This window comes from Oryzibacter oryziterrae (assembly GCF_021864535.1).
GTDB classification, from domain to species: domain Bacteria; phylum Pseudomonadota; class Alphaproteobacteria; order Rhizobiales; family Pleomorphomonadaceae; genus Pleomorphomonas; species Pleomorphomonas oryziterrae.
The window spans coordinates 178415-196438 of record NZ_JAKJIC010000009.1 but is presented as its reverse complement, the minus strand read 5'-3'; the positions used below and the strand labels follow the sequence as shown (position 1 = coordinate 196438).

20 protein-coding genes are annotated in these 18024 nt (G+C 65.3%); 16 read left to right on the top strand and 4 right to left on the bottom strand.

Annotation, left to right across the window (positions count from 1 at the left end; genetic code table 11):
* From L2I41_RS11915 to L2I41_RS11890, 6 genes are all read left to right on the top strand, one after another.
* The coding region (locus L2I41_RS11915; protein WP_237153781.1) for a type I glyceraldehyde-3-phosphate dehydrogenase at positions 1–743 on the top strand (743 nt) is incomplete at its 5' end.
* A gap of 152 nt (positions 744–895) precedes the next feature.
* Positions 896–2086, top strand: coding sequence for a phosphoglycerate kinase (locus L2I41_RS11910; RefSeq protein ID WP_237153780.1), 1191 nt, complete (start codon positions 896–898; stop codon positions 2084–2086).
* Positions 2087–2605: 519 nt separating this feature from the next.
* Positions 2606–3250: a thiamine phosphate synthase gene (locus L2I41_RS11905; RefSeq protein WP_237153779.1), complete on the top strand. Its 645-nt coding sequence runs from the start codon at positions 2606–2608 to the stop codon at positions 3248–3250.
* 62 nt (positions 3251–3312) lie between these two features.
* Entirely contained in the window at positions 3313–4374 is a 1062-nt protein-coding gene (locus L2I41_RS11900; RefSeq protein ID WP_237153778.1) for a tetratricopeptide repeat protein, read from the top strand.
* A 104-nt stretch (positions 4375–4478) separates the two neighbouring features.
* The gene (locus L2I41_RS11895; RefSeq protein WP_237153777.1) at positions 4479–5267 is read left to right on the top strand and encodes an inositol monophosphatase family protein; all 789 of its coding nucleotides are present in this window, start codon (positions 4479–4481) and stop codon (positions 5265–5267) included.
* 123 nt (positions 5268–5390) lie between these two features.
* Positions 5391–5858 (top strand): DUF1203 domain-containing protein, encoded by a 468-nt coding sequence (locus L2I41_RS11890; protein WP_237153776.1) that lies wholly within the window; start codon positions 5391–5393, stop codon positions 5856–5858.
* 3 nt (positions 5859–5861) lie between these two features.
* Here L2I41_RS11890 and L2I41_RS11885 read toward each other — a convergent pair whose 3' ends face one another.
* The gene (locus tag L2I41_RS11885; protein WP_237153775.1) at positions 5862–6503 is read right to left on the bottom strand and encodes a chloramphenicol phosphotransferase CPT family protein; all 642 of its coding nucleotides are present in this window, start codon (positions 6501–6503) and stop codon (positions 5862–5864) included.
* Positions 6504–6650: 147 nt separating this feature from the next.
* On the opposite strand from L2I41_RS11885, the gene L2I41_RS11880 reads away from it, so the two are divergent.
* The 8 genes from L2I41_RS11880 (at position 6651) to L2I41_RS11845 (ending at position 13368) form a co-directional block, all read left to right on the top strand.
* Positions 6651–7649, top strand: a complete 999-nt coding sequence (locus L2I41_RS11880) for a flagellar motor protein MotA (protein ID WP_237153773.1) — start codon at positions 6651–6653, stop codon at positions 7647–7649.
* 3 nt (positions 7650–7652) lie between these two features.
* Positions 7653–8681, top strand: coding sequence for a peptidoglycan -binding protein (locus L2I41_RS11875; RefSeq protein ID WP_237153771.1), 1029 nt, complete (start codon positions 7653–7655; stop codon positions 8679–8681).
* Between the two features lie 28 nt (positions 8682–8709).
* On the top strand, positions 8710–9189 hold the full coding sequence (locus tag L2I41_RS11870; protein WP_237153769.1) for a GFA family protein: 480 nt from the start codon (positions 8710–8712) through the stop codon (positions 9187–9189).
* Positions 9190–9363: 174 nt separating this feature from the next.
* Positions 9364–10428 carry an alkene reductase gene (locus tag L2I41_RS11865; RefSeq protein WP_237153768.1) on the top strand — a complete coding sequence of 355 codons (1065 nt, stop codon included), beginning with the start codon at positions 9364–9366 and terminating at the stop codon, positions 10426–10428.
* Between the two features lie 185 nt (positions 10429–10613).
* Positions 10614–11132 (top strand): crossover junction endodeoxyribonuclease RuvC, encoded by a 519-nt coding sequence (gene ruvC / locus L2I41_RS11860; RefSeq protein WP_237153767.1) that lies wholly within the window; start codon positions 10614–10616, stop codon positions 11130–11132.
* A gap of 24 nt (positions 11133–11156) precedes the next feature.
* Entirely contained in the window at positions 11157–11774 is a 618-nt protein-coding gene (gene ruvA / locus L2I41_RS11855) for a Holliday junction branch migration protein RuvA (RefSeq protein ID WP_237153766.1), read from the top strand.
* Positions 11775–11783: 9 nt separating this feature from the next.
* Positions 11784–12623, top strand: a complete 840-nt coding sequence (locus L2I41_RS11850) for an SDR family NAD(P)-dependent oxidoreductase (RefSeq protein ID WP_237153765.1) — start codon at positions 11784–11786, stop codon at positions 12621–12623.
* A gap of 130 nt (positions 12624–12753) precedes the next feature.
* Positions 12754–13368 carry a LysE family translocator gene (locus L2I41_RS11845; RefSeq protein WP_237153764.1) on the top strand — a complete coding sequence of 205 codons (615 nt, stop codon included), beginning with the start codon at positions 12754–12756 and terminating at the stop codon, positions 13366–13368.
* A 48-nt stretch (positions 13369–13416) separates the two neighbouring features.
* Here L2I41_RS11845 and L2I41_RS11840 read toward each other — a convergent pair whose 3' ends face one another.
* Entirely contained in the window at positions 13417–14496 is a 1080-nt protein-coding gene (locus L2I41_RS11840; RefSeq protein WP_237153763.1) for an RgsD C-terminal domain-containing protein, read from the bottom strand.
* Between the two features lie 217 nt (positions 14497–14713).
* Between L2I41_RS11840 and L2I41_RS11835 the strand changes: the two genes are divergently transcribed.
* On the top strand, positions 14714–15283 hold the full coding sequence (locus L2I41_RS11835) for a nitroreductase family protein (protein ID WP_237153762.1): 570 nt from the start codon (positions 14714–14716) through the stop codon (positions 15281–15283).
* A 4-nt stretch (positions 15284–15287) separates the two neighbouring features.
* Positions 15288–15905: a flavin reductase family protein gene (locus tag L2I41_RS11830; protein WP_237153761.1), complete on the top strand. Its 618-nt coding sequence runs from the start codon at positions 15288–15290 to the stop codon at positions 15903–15905.
* Positions 15906–15970: 65 nt separating this feature from the next.
* Here the strand turns inward: L2I41_RS11830 and L2I41_RS11825 are convergent, their stop codons facing one another.
* A complete protein-coding gene (locus L2I41_RS11825) occupies positions 15971–16846 on the bottom strand; it encodes a CheR family methyltransferase (RefSeq protein ID WP_237153760.1) in 876 nt (291 codons plus the stop codon).
* Entirely contained in the window at positions 16843–18024 is a 1182-nt protein-coding gene (locus tag L2I41_RS11820; protein WP_237153759.1) for a protein-glutamate methylesterase/protein-glutamine glutaminase, read from the bottom strand. Before L2I41_RS11820 ends, L2I41_RS11825 begins: the two co-directional genes overlap by 4 nt.

Genomic DNA, 18024 nt, shown 5'->3' with positions numbered 1-18024 from the left:
TTGGCGTCGACGTCGCCCTGGAATGCACGGGCATCTTCACGTCCAAGGACAAGGCCTCGCTGCATCTGCAGGCCGGTGCCAAGCGCGTGCTGGTTTCGGCCCCCGCTGACGGCGCCGACCTGACGGTTGTCTTCGGCGTCAACGACGACAAGATCACCAAGGACCACATCGTCCTGTCGAACGCCTCGTGCACCACCAACTGCCTGTCGCCCGTCGCCCAGGTCCTCAACAATGCCATCGGCATCGAGAAGGGCTTCATGACGACGATCCACAGCTACACCGGCGACCAGCCGACGCTCGACACGCTGCACAAGGATCTCTACCGCGCCCGTGCGGCCGCCCTGTCGATGATCCCGACCTCGACCGGCGCCGCCAAGGCCGTCGGCCTCGTCCTGCCCGAGCTCAAGGGCAAGCTCGACGGCGTCGCCATCCGCGTGCCGACCCCGAATGTGTCGGTGGTGGATCTGGTCTTCACCGCCAAGCGCGCCACGACGGTCGACGAAGTCAACGCCGCCATCAAGGCTGCCGCCACCTCCGGTCCGCTCAAGGGCATCCTGGGCTATACCGACCAGCCGAACGTGTCGTCGGACTTCAACCACGACCCGCATTCGTCGATCTTCCACCTCGACCAGACCAAGGTCATGGACGGCACCATGGTGCGCATCCTCACCTGGTACGACAACGAGTGGGGCTTCTCCAACCGCATGGCCGACACGGCTGTGGCGATTGCAAAGACGCTCTGATCAAGATCAAGGAAAACCCCGCGAAAGCGGGGTTTTCTCTTTGCGGGGCGAAACCACCGCAATAGCCACGATTTGCGTCACTACGACCTTCGTAGTATGCCGTGCGCGCAACTGGACCGGGCTACCGGACCTTCGAACAACGGAACTGGACGATGAAATTCAAGACAATCGATGATGCCGACGTCGCCGGCAAGCGCGCTCTGGTGCGCGTCGACCTGAACGTGCCGATGGAAAACGGTGTGGTCACCGATACCACCCGCATCGACCGCATCGTTCCCACCATCCTCGACCTGTCCAACAAGGGCGCCAAGGTGGTTCTGCTGGCCCATTTCGGTCGCCCCAAGGGTGAGCGCAAGGCCGAAGACAGCCTGAAGCCGATCGTTGCCCCGCTGGCCAAGGCCATCGGCAAGCCGGTTGCCTTCGCCGACGACTGCATCGGCGACGTGGCCGAGAAGGCCATTGCCGCGCTCTCCAACGGCGACATCCTGCTGCTCGAGAACACCCGCTATTACAAGGGCGAAGAGAAGAACGACCCGGCGCTGGTCGACGCTCTCGCCAAGCTCGGCGACCTCTATGTGAACGACGCCTTCTCGGCAGCGCACCGCGCCCATGCCTCGACCGAAGGTCTCGCCCACAAGCTCCCGGCCTATGCCGGCCGCACCATGCAGGCCGAGCTGACCGCGCTCGGTGCCGCGCTCGGCACGCCGAAGCGTCCGGTGCTCGCCGTTGTCGGCGGTGCCAAGGTGTCGACCAAGATCGATCTGCTCGAAAACCTCGTCGCCAAGGTGGACATCCTCGTCATCGGTGGCGGCATGGCCAACACCTTCCTGGCCGCCCAGGGCGTCGCCGTCGGCAAGTCGCTTTGCGAGCATGACCTCGCCGAGACCGCCAAGCGCATCCTGGCCAAGGCCAAGGAAACCAAGTGCGACGTGGTGCTGCCGGTGGATGCCGTCATCGCCCGCGAGTTCAAGGCCGGTGCCGCCAACGAAGTGGTCTCGGTCAATGCCGTGCCGGCTGACGCCATGATCCTCGATGCCGGTCCGAAGTCGGTGGACGCGGTCAATGCGGCCATCGACCGGGCTGCGACGCTGGTCTGGAACGGCCCGCTCGGCGCCTTCGAAATCGCTCCCTTCGACAAGGCGACGGTTGCCGCCGCCCAGCATGCCGCTGCCAACACCAAGGCCGGCAAGCTGCTGACGGTGGCCGGCGGTGGCGACACAGTGTCTGCCCTCAACCACGCTGGCGTTGCCGACGACTTCACCTATATCTCGACGGCGGGCGGCGCCTTCCTCGAGTGGATGGAGGGCAAGGAGCTGCCGGGCGTGAAGGCGCTCGAAGGCTGAAATTCTACTGGCGCGGGCATCTAGCTTCGGTTTCTCCGCTTGGATTTTGGCTTGTGCGAGTTCTTATCGCTCAAGCCTGGTCGACTTGAGCGGAACGCGCTCGGTGCTCACGGGCCTTCAAGCCCGCTGCGCTCCGGTTCTCGAAACCATCGCTATCTGCCGCGCGCCAGCGAATTTCACTTTTGGCTACTGGCGCGGGCATCTAGCTTCGGTTTCTCCGCTTGGATTTTGGCTTGTGCGAGTTCTTATCGCTCAAGCCTGGTCGACTTGAGCGGAACGCGCTCGGTGCTCCCGGGCCTTCAAGCCCGCTGCGTTCCGGTTCTCGAAACCATTGCTATCTGCCGCGCGCCAGCGAATTTCACTTTTGGCTACTGGCGTGGGCTTCCGGCTTTGGGGCTTGCCCAGCGCCGGAGCGTTCAGCTCAGGCTGCAAGATGCCGAGTTGATTGTTTCTCAGCACATTAGGTGTCATAAGGCCCCCATGCCCGCGCATGGGGGCTGATTTTTTCCGGAGGAAGCGTTGCGCGCCCGTCTATTCCTGATCACGCCCCGCGAGATCGATCTTTCCACCTATCCGGCCGAGCTGGAAGCGGCTCTGTCGGCGGGTGACGTGGCGACCTTGCTGATCGCGCCGGAGGTGACTTCGGGCGCCCAGTTGCAGCGCATTGCCGAGACGCTGGTGCCGATCGCCCAGGCGCACGACGTGGCGGCCATGGTGGTGGACGACAGCCGCATCATGGGTCGGTCCAAGGCCGATGGTGTGCAGGTGGAAGCCGGCGGCGCGGAGGCGCTGAAGGAGGCCATCGAGACGCTGCAGCCGAAATCCATCGTCGGTGCCGGCAATCTGCGCACGCGCCATGAGGCGATGGATGCCGGCGAGGCTGGAGTCGACTATGTGTTCTTCGGCCTGATCGATCTGGCGGAATCGGAGGAACCCCATCGCAAGACACTGGATCTCGGGGCCTGGTGGGCGAGTCTGTTCGAGCCGCCCTGCGTGCTGCTGGCGGGGACCACGCTCGAGTCCGTGCGCGTCTGCGCCGAGACCGGGGCCGACTTCGTTGCCGTGCGTTCGGCTGTCTGGAGCCATCCCGACGGCGCTGGTGCGGCCATCAAGGCGATCAATGCCCTGCTCGACGAGGTGGCGGCGCAGCACCCCGAAGACTGACTGCCGCAATCTCAGCATAGTTGAAGGTTATTGCCGCCGCGTCCGCCGTCCGGAACCCCGCCATGCGTGCTCTGCTTGCCGTTGTCGTCCTTCTGAGCCTGTCCGTCCGCGTGGCGGCGGAAACCGCGCCGCTGCCCGTGCCGCCGCCGGGCGAGAGTGCTGCCCCTGCCGGAGCGCCCGCGGCCAAGGGCGACGAGGACGTGCTGTCGGCACTGCCGGACAACGACAAGATCGATTACGCCTGGGGCGCTTTCCAGCGCGGCTATTACATCACCGCCTTCGCCATTGCCGTCGAGCGGGCCAAGAAGGGCGATGCGGTGGCGCAGAGCCTCATCGGCTATCTCTATGCCAACGGCCTCGGCGTGCCGCAGAGATATGAGGAAGCGCTGACCTGGTATGGGCTCGCCGCCAAGAACGGCGATCCCAAGGCCTTGGTGGAGCTTGCCAATCTCTATGCGCTCGGCCTCGGAACCACGCGCGATACCAAGAAGGCGGCCGGCTATCTCGAAGAGGCGATCGGCAAGGGCGTGACCGACGCCAACTACTGGCTGGGGCTGATCTGCATCGACCCGGATTCGGGGCTGACCGACTACGCGCGCGCGGCCAAGCTGTTCGAGACCGCAGCCGACGCCGGCAATCTGGATGCCGTCTACGCGCTGGCGGCGCTCTATCGCGAAGGCCAGGGCGTGGCCAAAGACGAAGTGAAGGCGGCGACGCTGATGGGCAAGGCGGCGCTGGGCGGGCATGTTGCGGCGGAAGTCGAATACGGGATCATGATGTTCAACGGCGTCGGCGTGTCCAAGAACAGCAAGACGGCCGCCGCCTGGTTCCGCGTGGCGGCCATGGCCGGCAATCCGGTTGCGCAGAACCGCCTGGCGCGGCTCTATCTGGTCGGCGACGGCGTCGACAAGAATCCTGCCGAGGCGGCAAGCTGGTACACCAAGTCCAAGGCTGCTGGGCTCGACGATCCCTGGCTGGACAGCCAGTTTGGCGGGAGCGACGGGGCTTCGACGACCCCGCCGCCTGCGACGCCTGACGGCGGCAAGGCCGTTCCGTTGCCGGCTGCGCCGGGGCGCCAACTGCCCGGCGAACCGCTGCCGGGGGTCTCCGACGGCACTCCGTAACCCTGTTGCGTGAGTGCAGGACGGCTTTTCCGCCTTTTGTCTTGCAGTCCGGCCGCTTTTGTGGTGGACACACGGCCAATCCACTTCGAATTCAAGGTTTCGTCATGGCTCGCTCAGCCCTTCTCAACGTCATGGTCCAGGCCGTCCGCAAGGCCGGACGCGGTCTCGCTCGCGATTTCGGCGAGGTGGAGAACCTGCAAGTTTCGATGAAGGGCCCCGGCGACTTCGTCTCGGCGGCCGACAAGCGTTCCGAGCAGGTACTGTTCGACGAGCTGAAGCGCGTCCGCCCGTCCTACGGCTTCCTGATGGAAGAGCGCGGCGAGGTGACCGGCGAGGACGAGCAGCACCGCTGGGTCGTCGATCCCCTGGACGGCACCACCAACTTCCTGCACGGCATTCCGCATTTCGCCATTTCGCTGTCACTGGAAAAGAACGGCGTGCCGGTGGCCGGTGTGATCTACAATCCGGTGCTGGATGAGCTCTACACCACGGAGAAGGGCGCCGGCACCTTCGTCAACGATCGGCGCCTGCGCGTGTCGGCCCGCCGCGAGATCGTCGATTGCGTGATCGGCACGGGCGTACCGCATCTCGGCCGCCCCGATCATGGCCCCTATCTCAACGAGCTGCGCCAGGTGATGGCCAACTGCGCCGGCATCCGCCGCATCGGTTCGGCTGCACTGGATCTCGCCTATGTGGCCTCCGGCCGTCTCGACGGCTTCTGGGAGCATGGCCTCAACCCTTGGGACACGTCGGCCGGCTGGCTGATGGTGAAGGAAGCCGGCGGCTTCGTGTCCGACCTCGACGGCAAGGACAACATCCACGAGACCGGCGGCATTGTCGCCGGCAACGAGCGCATCCACGGCCAGCTGCTGGCGACGCTCAAGAAGGCCTGAGCCGGAGCATTTCCGGGCATAGCTCCGCTCTTTGAGGACATGCCCTGAGGCCGCCTCCGGCGAGAATCGGGTGGTCGGGATGCACGAAAGCTGGTTGTTTCCGCGGCAACGCAGGAGACAATCATGGCTTATCGCATTTCCGGCCTTTCACCCGATGTGTTCCGCTTTCTCCACGGGCTGGATGACGCAGCGCTTGACGCTCACGGCGTGAAGCGTCTGCGCGTGGACAAGACCCCTGGATATCCCGATCGGATCACGCTCACCGATGCACCGGTCGGACAAAGCGTGTTGCTGCTGAACTACGAGCATCAGCCGGCGCCGACGCCCTATCGCTCGCGCCACGCCATCTTCGTGCTGGAAGGCGCCGAAGCGGCGTTCGACGAGCACGATGTTCTCCCCGAGGTGATGCGGACCCGCATCCTGTCGCTGCGCGGCTTCGATGCCGACGGCTGGCTCAAGGATGCGGATGTGGCGCAGGGAGACGAGGTCGAGCCGACCATTCTCCGTCTGTTTGCAAACCCGTCGATCGCCTACATTCACGTCCACTACGCCAAGCACGGATGCTATGCCGCCCGGGTCGATCGGGCGTGAGGGTCATTGCGCCAGCGCGGCCAGCCTTTCGAAGGCGGAGGGGCTGGAGGGCGGTTTTGTGAGCGCGGCAAGGATCGCCTCGGCCGAGGCTTCAGGCGTCAGCACGGATGTGTCGATCTCAAGGTCGTAGAGGCCGGGCTGGTGCACCATTTCCTGCCAGCGCATGACGGCCGGCGGCACGGGCTCGGCTTCGGAGCCTTGTGCGTAGATGGAGCCGTCGCTGGCGTTGCGGCGGATCATGATCGTCTCGATCGGGCAGCGGACGCCAACGAACAACACGCACATGCCGTCGAGGCGTTGCACGCACTCTTCGAGAAGGCCGTAGGGGTGAGAGTGTCCCTCGTGATGGCCCACGTCGGCGACGACGTTGAAGCCGAGCCGGGCGTGGGCCGCGATGGATTCGTAAAGGCCGGCGTAGAGCGCGGGCAGCCAGACCTCGATGTCCGGTCGCTCTCCGCCGGGGCGCAGGCCGATGCCCGGACGCAGGTGTGGCGGCGTCACGGTGTTCGCGAAGACGTCGACGCCGAGGTTGATCCAGACGGCATCGGTCCGGGCCTGCAGGGCGGCGACAATCGACGACTTCCCGGCGCGTGGCGCGCCGTTGAGGATGACGACAAAGCCGGGAATCCTGCCGTTCGGCTGCATCCTGAACCCTCCGAGAGGCGGACAATATCCGTGGTATATCTCCACGGGACAATACCGAATGCCTTGCGTTGAACGGTAAAAATCGCGTTAACTAAACCGCCGCCCGAGGCCGGGCGGGAAATGTGGCAGTGCAGGGTAGGCAGCGTCATGGCTAGGGATTTGTCTGGAGTAAAGCTGACCAGTCCGCAGGTCTATCTGTGGCGGATGGTGGTGTTCCTGATCATCGTTGCCTTCATCGGCATGTTGCTGTTCCGGCAGGTGGACGCCGCCTTCATGGCCAATCCGGGCCTCAACGGGCTGATCTTTGCCGTGGCCTTTGTCGGCATCATCCTGATTTTCCGGCAGGTGATCCGCCTGTTCCCGGAAGTGCGCTGGGTGAACTCCTATCGTTTCGGGGAGCCGGGCCTCGAGGTGCGCCGGCCGCCGGTGCTGCTGGCGCCCATGGCGACGCTGCTGGGCGATCGCCTCGGACAACAGTCTATTTCGACATCGACCATGCGCTCGCTGCTCGAATCGATCGCGACCCGTCTCGATGAGGCGCGGGACATTTCGCGCTACATGACCGGTCTGCTCGTCTTCCTCGGCCTTCTCGGCACCTTCTACGGTCTGATTGCCACGGTGAATTCGGTAGGCGCCACCATTCAGGCGCTGGATGTGGGCTCGGGCAATGCCTCGGTGATCTTCGAGGATCTGAAAAGCGGCCTGTCGGCACCGCTGAGCGGCATGGGAACGGCCTTCTCGTCCTCGCTGTTCGGTCTGGCCGGCTCGCTGGTGCTCGGTTTCCTCGATCTTCAGGCGGGGCAGGCGCAGAACCGCTTCTATCTCGATCTCGAAGACTGGTTGTCGACCCAGGCTGAGCTGGACGCCAGTGCGGTGGGCGATGCCATTCGTGGGGCGGAGACGTCGGAAGAGTTGCGCGGTGCGCTCGATCGGCTGGCGCGCAGCATGCAAGAGGGCGGCTCGGCTGGTCGTTCCAACCAGGCCATGGCCAATCTGGCCGAGGGCATTCAGGGGCTCGTCCAGCACATGCGGGCCGAGCAGCAATTGGTGCGCAGCTGGGCGGAGACGCAGGGCGAGCAGCAGAAGGAGATCCGTCGTCTCCTGGAGCTGCTGACCGGAGCGGTCGAACGCTCGTCGAGGGAATAGACCATGGCTCTCGGCCGCCGTCGATTCACCGCCCAGCAGGACTATTGGCCTGCCTTCGTCGACATGCTGACGACACTGGTGCTGTCGATCATATTCCTTTTGTCGGTGTTTTCGCTCGCCCAGTTCTTCCTCAGCCAGCAGATCACCGACAAGGACACGGTGCTCAACCGGCTCAACTCGCAGATCGCAGAGCTGACCGAACTGCTCGCCATGGAGCGGGCCAACAATCGCGACCTGCAGGACAACGTCTCGCTGCTGGAGTCCAATCTCAAGGACGCCATCGCCTCGCGGGACGAGCTGAAGGGACTGCTCGACAGCCAGAACGGGGCCGCGAGCGTGGCCGACAGCCAGGTGTCCTCGTTGAACACGCAGCTGGCCGACGAAAAGCGGGTGAGCCAGCGGGCCATGGCGCAGGTGGAACTGCTCAACCAGCAGATTGCCGCGCTTCGCCGGCAGATCGCGGCGCTCGAAGACGCGCTGGATGCGTCCGAGCAGCGGGACAAGGAAAGCTCGGCCAAGATCGCCGATCTCGGCAAGCGGCTCAACGTGGCGCTGGCGCAGAAGGTGCAGGAACTGGCGCGTTACCGGTCGGACTTCTTCGGCCGCCTGCGTGAGATCCTGTCGCAGCGCGCCGACGTGCGCGTGGTGGGCGACCGCTTCGTGTTCCAGTCGGAAGTGCTGTTCGACTCCGGGCAGGCGGATGTCAATGCCGCCGGTCAGGGCGAACTCGACAAGCTGGCGGAAGCGCTGCTGCAGCTGGAAGGGCAGATCCCGCCGGAAATCGCCTGGGTGCTGCGCGTGGACGGGCATACGGACTCGCGGCCGCTGTCGGGCAACGGACGCTTCCGCGACAACTGGGAGCTTTCGTCGGCGCGCGCAATCTCGGTGGTCAAGTATCTGATCAGCAAGGGGATCTCGCCTGAACATCTGGTGGCGGCGGGCTTTGGCGAGTTCCAGCCGCTGGAAGCCGGCGACACCGACGAGATCAACGCCAAGAACCGCCGCATCGAGTTGAAGCTCACCGAACGGTGACGGCTGTCGGCTGAACGGAGGGAATCCGATGTCCGGGTATCGCAAGACTGGCGGCTGCCAATGCGGCGCCGTGCGCTTTGTCGTCGACGCGCCGCTCGGCCGGGCCGGCATCTGCCATTGCCGCATGTGCCAGAAGGCCTTCGGCAATTTCTTTGCGCCGCTTGTCTCAGCGCCGAAAGCGCATCTCACCTGGACCAAGGAGGAGCCGAGCTGGTTCCAGAGCTCCAATCTGGTGCGGCGCGGCTTCTGCGCCAAATGCGGCACGCCGCTGACCTATGACGCGGGCGGCGACAGCATGGAGTTGGCGGTCGGCGCCTTTGACGATCCGGAGGCAATCAAGCCGTCGATCCAGGTGGGGCTGCAGAACAAGATGAGCTGGTTCGGCGAACTGGACGTGCTGCCGCGGCGGACGGCTGAGCAAGAGGCGGAGCGGCGGGCGACGTTTTTCGACCACGTGGTGTCCCACCAGCATCCCGATCATGAGGAGGGGGCGTCTGGTTCCTCCTGACAGCAGACAGATCTTCACTGGCTTTGCTTCCGGGGGCTTTTCGGGAAGACCGAGTTCACGATTTTGTTGACCGCTCCCCGATTGGCAAAGCGATGAAGGCGTCGTATATCGACGTCGTTAGTTCGATATTCTCGAAATATCAAATCATGATGGGTTGTCCACCAAGGAGTCTCCATGCCCACTCTTTTTGATCCCGTTCGCCTTGGCGCGTTTGAGCTGCCCAACCGCATCGTCATGGCGCCGCTGACGCGCGCCCGTGCCACCGAAGATCGCGTGCCCGTGCCTGTCATGGCCGAGTATTACGCCCAGCGCGCCGCCGCAGGTCTGATCATCTCCGAGGCGACCTCGGTCACGCCGATGGGCGTTGGCTACGAGCGCACGCCGGGCATCTGGTCGGATGCGCAGGTGGAAGGCTGGAAGCTGGTGACGGAGGCCGTGCACAAGGCCGGCGGTCGCATCGTCCTGCAGCTCTGGCATGTGGGCCGCATCTCCGATCCGGTGCTGCTTGGCGGCGAGAAGCCGGTTGCTCCCTCGGCGATCCAGCCGGCCGGTGAAGTCAGCCTCCTGCGCCCCAAGCGTCCCTATGTGCAGCCGCGCGCCCTGGAGACCGAGGAGATCGCCGGTGTTGTCGCCGCCTATCGCAAGGGCGCCGAGAATGCCAAGCGCGCCGGGTTCGATGGCGTGGAAGTGCATGGCGCCAACGGCTATCTGCTCGACCAGTTCCTGCAGGACAAGACCAACAAGCGCACGGACGCCTACGGCGGCTCCATCGAGAACCGCGCCCGGCTGATGCTGGAAGTTCTCGACGCCTGCATCGACGTCTGGGGTGCAAGCCGGGTTGGTCTGCATCTGGCACCGCGCGGCGACAGCCATGACATCGGCGACAGCGACCCGAAGGCCACCTTCGGCCATGTGGCCCGCGAAGCCGGCAAGCGCGGCATTGCCTTCATCTTCACCCGGGAATATCCGGGCGACGATCGCATCACGCCGCATCTGAAGGCGGAGTTCGGCGGCCCGGTCATCACCAACGAGCAGCTGGACGCCACCAAGGCGCAGGCCGATCTCGACAGCGGCCTTGCGAGCGCCGTGTCCTTCGGCTCGGCCTTCATCGCCAATCCGGATCTGGTGGCGCGCCTCAAGGCTGGCGCTCCCATTGCCGAGGTGAACTGGGCTACGGTCTATGCGCTCGGCGCAGAAGGCTACAGCGACTATCCGGCGCTGGAAGCCGTCAGCGCCTGACGTCCTTGCTGAGGGCCTGCCGCCTCCGGTCGTTTGCGATCCGGAGGCGGCGGGCTTTTTTTGTCAGCGCGGTACGCGGCTCCTGACCGCGCGTCGGCCTTCCTCTCGCCTGTCGTTCAACTGTACTGGCCGATGGTTGATCCGAGGCTCTGTACAAAACAAGAACGCACGGCTAGGCTCGCCGCATGAGTACAGTCACGCGAATCATCGGCATCGACCCCGGCCTTCGCCGTACCGGTTGGGGCGTCATCGAGTCGGTCGGCAATTCCGTACGCTTCGTGGCGTCGGGATCGGTAACGTCGGACGCCGACCTCGATCTGGCGAGCCGGCTGGTGCAGATCCATGACGGGCTCGACGTGGTGCTGCATGAGTTTCAGCCCGATGAGGCGGCCATCGAACAGACCTTCGTCAACAAGGACGCCGGCGCGACGCTGAAGCTGGGACAAGCGCGCGGCGTGGCGCTGCTGGCGCCGGCGCGGCGCGGCCTGCCGGTGGCCGAGTATGCGCCCAATGCGGTGAAGAAGGCGATCGTCGGCGCCGGCCATGCCGAGAAGGGGCAGATCCGCGTGATGGTGAAGGTGCTGATGCCCAAGGCGACGTTCAACTCGGACGACGCCGCGGACGCGCTGGCCATCGCGCTGACGCATGCCCATCATCGCGGTTCGGTGGTGGGGCGGCTCGCCAAGATCGCGGCAGCGGGATAGCAGACAGGGGAGACGGGCGGCATCATGATCGGCAAGCTCAAGGGCGTGGTGGACAGTTTCGGCGACGATTGGGTGATCCTCGACGTCAATGGCGTCGGCTATCAGGTGTTCTGTTCGTCGCGCACGCTGCAGCGGCTGCCGAAGGCAGGCGAGGCGGCAACGCTCTCCATCGAGACCATGGTGCGCGAGGACATGATCCGGCTCTATGGCTTCTCCAATGACATCGAGCGCGAATGGTTCCGCCTGCTGATGACGGTGCAGGGCGTTGGTGCCAAGGTGTCGCTGGGCGTGCTGTCGGTGCTTGATCCCGGCCAGTTGGCGACGGCGATCTCGATGAAGGATCTGACGGCGATCGCGCGGGCGCCGGGGGTGGGCAAGCGCGTGGCGGAACGCATTGCCACCGAGCTCAAGGACAAGGCGCCGGCCTTTGCGGATGCCGATCCGTCGGTGATCCGCGTGGCTGCCGATGTGGCCGAGGCCCGCGTTGCCGGGCCGGTGGCCGAGGCGGTGTCGGCGCTGGTCAATCTTGGCTATGCGCAATTGCAGGCGGCGGCGGCCGTGAGCGCGGCGGCCAAGGCGGCAGGCGAAGAGGCGACCACGACGCAGCTGATCCGCGCAGGCCTCAAGGAACTGGCGCGGTAGGAGGCAGGCATGTCGGATATTTTCACCAAGGCGAATGTGGCGGTCATCACGGGGGCGGCGCGTGGTATCGGCCGGGCGGTGGCGCTGAAATGCGCCGCGCGGGGGATGAAGCTGGTGCTGGCCGATGTCATCGCCGATGAACTGGCCACCGTGGCAGCCGCTGCCAAGGCCATGGGGGCGCCGGAGGCGCTGGCGGTCCTGACCGACGTATCGGACATGAAGGCCGTGAGCCAGCTCGCCGAGGTGGCCTACCAGCAGTTTGGCGCCGTGCATTTTCTCATGAACAATGCGGCGATCGGCGACGGTGGCGGGACCTTCGAGAATTATGAAAACTGGCAGCGGCTGATGGGCGTCAACATGTGGGGCGTCATCAACGGCGTGCAGGCTTTCGTGCCGCGGATGATCGCGGGCGGTGAGGCCGGGTTGGTGGTGAACACCGGCTCCAAGCAGGGCATCACCTGCCCACCGGGCAACGCCGCCTACAACGCCTCCAAGGCAGCGGTGAAGGTGGTGACCGAGCAGCTGGCGCATGAACTGAGGGCGGCGGCTCCAGGGCGGATCGCGGCGCATCTGCTCATTCCCGGCTGGACCTTCACGGGCATCAACGGTTCCAGGCTGGATGCAGAGAAGCCGGCGGGTGCATGGTCGGCAGCGCAAGTGGCTGACTTCATGTTCGAGGGGATCGCGCGCGGCGACTTCTACATTCTCTGCCCTGACAACGAGACGCCGCGCGAACTCGACGAGAAGCGCATGGCCTGGGCGATCGGTGACATCATCGAGAACCGGCCAGCGCTGTCGCGCTGGCATCCCGACCACAAGGACGCGTTCGCGACCTTCCTGAAGGGTTGAGGCGGGGGACGGCTGCTGCTCGCGCCCATGCCGGCTCATGAGTCCGCATGGACGGCATGAGTCCGGATGAGTCGCGGTGAGCCAACATGAGCTCGCATGAATCGCCGGTGGCGGGTGAGGGGCGGACGCGATGACGCTTGAGATGTATCTCGCCTTTGTGGCGATGACCGTGGTGCTGATCCTCATTCCCGGGCCGAATGTGGCGCTGATCGTGGCCAACTCGGTGGCGCATGGAACGCGCCAGGGCCTGGTAACCGTGCTCGGGACCAGTTCGGCGGCGCTGGTTCAGCTGGCGCTGGTGATGTTCGGTTTGACCCGTCTGGTCGGCGTGATGGCCGATGCCTTCGACTGGCTGCGCTGGGCGGGTGTCGCCTATCTGCTCTGGCTTGCCTACAAGAGCTGGACGGCGGTCGATGATGATCTCGGCGCCGTCAAGCCACAGCGGCAGCCGGCGGGGCGGGTGATCGCGCGAGGCTTCATGGTGTCGCTGACCAATCCCAAGACGCTGGCCTTCTACGGCGCCTTCTTCCCTCAGTTCATCACCAGCACCGAGACAGCCGGGCGAGACCTGGCCATTCTGGCGGTCACCTTTCTGGTTCTGGGGCTGATGCTGGACAGCGTCTGGGCGTTGGCGGCCGGGCGTGCGCGGAGGTTTCTTGCGGCCAAGGCAAGGCTGCGGCACCGGATCACGGCCGTGGCGCTGGCGGGGGCTGGTTTGGGCGTGGCGCTGGCGCGGCGGGCGTAAGGGCCTTGCCCTTGGCGCTTCCGGGTTCGAATGCCCTCGCGGGGCGCCTTACTGACGGACCTTTTCGCCGCCCTTGGCGAGGACCTCGATTTCCTTGTCGTCGCCGGAAGCGATGGTGACGACGCGCTGGAACAGCGTGTCCTCATGGCGTGCGACGATGGTGTAGTCGCCCTCGGCCAGCACGAAGGAGGGGAAGGCGCCGACGCCGGAGGTGACGATGTCGCCTGCCTGGGTCAAGACGCTCCACTTGGTGTCGGCGATAGCTTCGCCGCCTTCGCTGCCAACCAGCTTCAGCGTCACCTTGGCGGCCTTCTCGGTCAGCGTGACGTCGGAGAGCTTGCCGGCCTTCACCTCGATCTCGGCGGAGGTGTTGGCGTTGGCATCGCCATAGTTGGCCACCACGTTGTAACTGCCGGCTGCGAGGCGAACGATCTCACCGGGGGACACGTCGAGGGCCGCGGGTTTGGGTTCGCCGCGCGAATCCACTTCCGGCGAGTAGACGTTGAAGGTGAGGTCGTCGGCAGAGATGGTCTTGTTGGGGCCGGTGACGGCGTTGAAGCGAACGCCGCCGGCGTTCAGCACGACGGTCTGGTTGGCGATGCCGTCCTTGAGTTCGACGCGTGTCGTGTTGCCGGTATAGCCGAAGCCGCAATAGACGAGATAGGTGCCGGACGGCAGCTCGAAGGTGGCAGCACCACCCTTGGCTTCCGCCACCATGGGACGGCTGCCGTTGGGACCGGGGTCGTTGCCGAAGACGCGCCAGACGACGCCGGCCTTGATCTGCGGACCATCGTCGGTGAGCTTGGCGGCCAGCAGGAGACGGCCCTTGGGCTTCTCGGCCGTGATCGGCTTCAGGTCGATGCGGGGCAGTTCGGTGTCGGGGGCGTAGGGCGTGGCGCCGCCCGGCAATTGTGGTGCCGGCAGGAGGTCCGTGCTCTGAGGCACCGCACTGGGCGGGGGTGCAGCGGCGGTTCCGGGATTGGGAATGTCGGCGGGCGGGACCGGAGCGGGGCCGCCAAGATCCTGCGCTTGCGCCGGCGCGCCTGACAGGGCGAAGCCGATCGCCAGGGCGGCAATCGCTGACGTCAAGATGTGCCGAACCATGCGACGCTCGCTGATCTCTTCCATGGGAAATGTCTTCACCGAAGTTCGTGGCCATTTCAAGTCACCCCGCGCAGATGCGGCGCAGGCGTGGCGCTCCGTCAACGGAAATGTGATGTGCGTATCGGACTGTTTCCACTGCCTCCCTTGCGAAATGCCGGTTCACAGCGGGCCTTGCCATGGGCTAGCTTGCACGGCAACAACGGGCAGCGAGGGGCTGCCCGGCCTTGCTTTCGGAGACAGCATGAACCCGACCATCGACCTTCTGTCCACGCGTCGTTCCATTCCGCCGGCGTTTCTGGCCGCTCCCGGTCCGACCGCCGCAGAACTCCAGACGCTGCTGACCATTGGCGCGCGCGTGCCCGACCATGGCAAGCTGGCGCCCTGGCGCTTCGTGGTGTTCGAGGGCGAAGCGCGCAAGGCGGCAGGCGAGAAGCTGGCGGCCCTGGTCAAGGCGCGCAATCCGGAGGTGACGGAGGCACGGCTCGAGGAAGAGCGCAACCGTCTCGCCAAGGCCCCACTGGTGATCCTGGTGATTTCAAGAGCGGCCGAGCATGTGAAGATCCCGGTTTGGGAGCAGGAACTGTCGGCCGGCGCGGTCTGTCTCAATCTCGAGATCGCGGCCCATGCCATGGGGTATGCGGCCAACTGGCTGACCGAATGGATGACCTATGACGCTGAAGGTGCGGCCGTGCTGGGCGTGCAGGCGGGCGAGCGGATCGCCGGTCTGATCCATGTGGGAACACCGACCATCCCGCCGCAGGAACGGCCGCGGCCCGACCTCAAGGACATCGTGACCTACTGGCAGGAGTGAGGTCATGTTCTATCGCGTTTCGGAAGGCCATGGCCTGCCGCATGATCCGTTCCAGGCACTGGTGGTGCCGCGTCCCATCGGCTGGATCTCAACGGTGTCCGCGGAGGGCATCGCCAATCTGGCGCCCTACAGCTTCTTCAACGCGCTGGGCACGCATCCGCATGTGGTCGGCTTCTCGGCCGGACCGAACAAGGACAGCCAGCGCAATGCCGAAGCCACGGGCTGCTTCACCGTCAATCTGGTGACGGCGGACCTGAGCGCAGCGATGAACGAGACGTCGGCGCCCGTGTCGCCGGAGGTGGACGAGTTCGGGCTGGCCGGACTCACGGCCGTTGCCGGGACGGCGGTGGCTTGCCCGCGTGTAGGGGAGGCCAAGGCGGCACTCGAATGCGTCTATCTGCAGACGGTGCCGATCGTCGGCCGCGACGGCGGTGTTCCCGACAATTTCCTGGTGCTGGGCGAAGTAGTGGCCATCCACATTGACGAAGCCATCCTGACCGACGGCTATGTCGATCTCGCCAAGGCGCCGGTGCTGACGCGCCTCGGTTACAAGGATTATGCGGTTGTGCGCGACAGCTTCACCATGCTGCGCCCGCATGAGCGGACGGAAGCCGGCAGCTGACTTCCCCAAAATGCAACACGCCGGGCTTTCGGCCCGGCGTGTCGTGGAAGCGACGATGGCGCTGATCAGAAGGTCCGGCCTGCACCGGCGACCATGGACAGGCGCGGCGGCTGGGCCGAAGCCGAGGCGGCGAGGTTGGGCATGTAGAGCCCGCGCCGGTCGGTCATCGGCTTGAAGGAATCGGACAGGCCGACCACGGTCTCGGCAGCACCCAGCACCAGAAAGCCGTCTGGCGTCATGATCTTGGAGATGCGGGCGAGGATGTCCGTCTTGGTGGGCTGGTCGAAGTAGATCAGCACGTTGCGGCAGAAGACGATGTCGAACTGGCCGAGCGTCTGGAAACTGTCCAGCAGGTTGAACTTGCGCCACTGGATCATGGAGCGCAGGTTCTGCGAGATGGTCCAGCTTTCGCCGTGCTGGGTGAAATACTTCAGCAGCAACTGGATCGGCAGGCCACGCTGCACCTCGAACTGGGTGTAGGTGCCAGCCTTGGCCCGGTCGAGCACTTCGTTGGAAATGTCGGTGCCGAGGATCTCGATGCGCCAGCCGGCGAGCTTGCTCTCCATCTCCTTCAGGCACATGGCGAGCGTGTAGGGCTCCTGGCCGGTGGATGCGGCGGCACACCAGATGCGGATGCGCTTCTGCTGGGCGCGCGCCTTCAGCATCTCCGGCAGCATCACCTGGGTGAAGTGTTCGAAGGGCGTCTTGTCGCGGAAGAAGAAGCTCTCGTTGGTGGTCATGGCTTCCACGACCGCCTCGGCGAGAATGGTCTCGCGGGGCTCCTTCAGCTTGGCGACCAGAGCGGCGATCGACTGCAGGCCGGCCTTGCGGGCGACCGGGAGCAGGCGGCTCTCGATCAGATACTGCTTCTCGTTGGAGAGAACCAGACCGGACCGCGCCTTCAGGAACTGCCGCAGATAGTCATATTCTGCCGGGGTCATGGACGCCCTCCGAGCAGGATCTTGGAAACCTTGCGGCCGATGTCGTTGAGGGGCAGAACGTCGGAGCACATGCCTGTGTGGGCAGCGGCGCCGGGCATTCCCCAGACCACGGAGGTTTCTTCATCCTGGGCGATGACGCTACCGCCGACCTGGCCGATCTGACGCACGCCTTCGGCGCCGTCCGAGCCCATGCCGGTGAGGATCACACCCAATGTTGCCGTGCCGTAGATTTCGACCACCGACTTGAACAGCGGATCGACGGCCGGCTTGCAGAAGTTGACCGGCGGGCCGTCCGTCAGGCGCACCACCACGTCCGAGCCGCTCTTGGCAAGGATCATGTGGCGGCCGCCCGGGGCGACGTAAATGTGTCCGGGAACCAGCACTTCGCCGTCCTTGCCTTCGCTGGCCGGACGTCCGGCGGCCTTGGTCAGGTGCTCGGCGAGAATGGCGGTGAAGGTGGGCGGCATGTGCTGGGTGAGCACCACCGGCACCTGGCCGATCGACGAACCGATTTCGCCGAACAGGGTGTTGAGCGCCTGCGGGCCGCCGGTGGACGAGCCGATCGCAAGGACTCTCGGCTTAACGTTACCGTAGGAGCGCAGGGTAAAGCTGGCCGCGCGGTGCGGCTTGGCAGCCTGGGCTGCGGGCGCGCCGAGAGCAATGCCGCGCTGGGGCATGGCGCCCGGACGGGGCGCTGCCGGCGAACTGCCAGGAGCCATGCGGCTGCGGGCGCGCTGGCCGAGGTTCAGTACCTTCTCGATGAGCTCACGACGGAACTCGGGCGAGGTGGTCACGCCGGAGTTGGTTTCCGGCTTGGGGACATAGTCGGCCGCTCCGAGCGACAGCGCCTTCAGCGAGATCTCGGCATTGCGGCGGGTCAGCGTCGAGGCGACGACCACCACGAGATTGCGCTTCTTCTCCAGGAGCAGCGGCAGGGCGGTCAAGCCGTCCATATCAGGCATTTCGATGTCGAGGATCACAACATCGGGGTTGGATCTCAGCACATCGTCCACCGCAAGGCGCCCGTTGCGATGGCTGGCAACCACGGCAAGGTTTGGCTCTTCATCGAGCCAGCGACCGACGAGGCCGCGAATGACGACGGAGTCGTCGACCACCATCACGCGAATGGGATCGGTGACAGCCCCGGTCGAGGACGATTGGCGCGCGATTGCCGACAT